Source organism: Ochrobactrum sp. SFR4 (assembly GCF_019730395.1).
GTDB lineage: Bacteria > Pseudomonadota > Alphaproteobacteria > Rhizobiales > Rhizobiaceae > Pseudochrobactrum.
In genome coordinates this window covers 1-259 of the sequence record NZ_JAAPBB010000964.1, presented here as the reverse complement: position 1 = coordinate 259, position 259 = coordinate 1, and the positions used below count along the sequence as shown (strand labels likewise).

Here is a 259-nt window from a genome sequence, read left to right as displayed (position 1 = left end):
ACCGACAGCACGAGCGAGCATATAAAGAAGAACACCGGTTTCACGAGATACAGCTAGGGGCTGATCTTTGAGCAAAGTATAAAAACCCCTATAGTCAGCACGGTTGATTTTGCCGGCTTCAAATGTGCTACCCGCTATTTGCTGGTCATATAATACTTCTGCTTCATCGGCATCAGCAAAAAGCTGCTTAAGCAGAGAGGATATTTCGGGGGAAGTAAAATGTGTCATTGCAGGCTCCTTAAAACGAATGGAACCCAAG

Annotated in this window: 1 pseudogene; it reads right to left on the bottom strand. The window is 45.2% G+C overall.

Going from position 1 to position 259, the window contains the following annotated elements:
* Window positions 1-228: pseudogene (locus HBA93_RS21950) on the bottom strand (O-methyltransferase); the annotation flags it as partial.
* Window positions 229-259 lie beyond the last annotated feature (31 nt).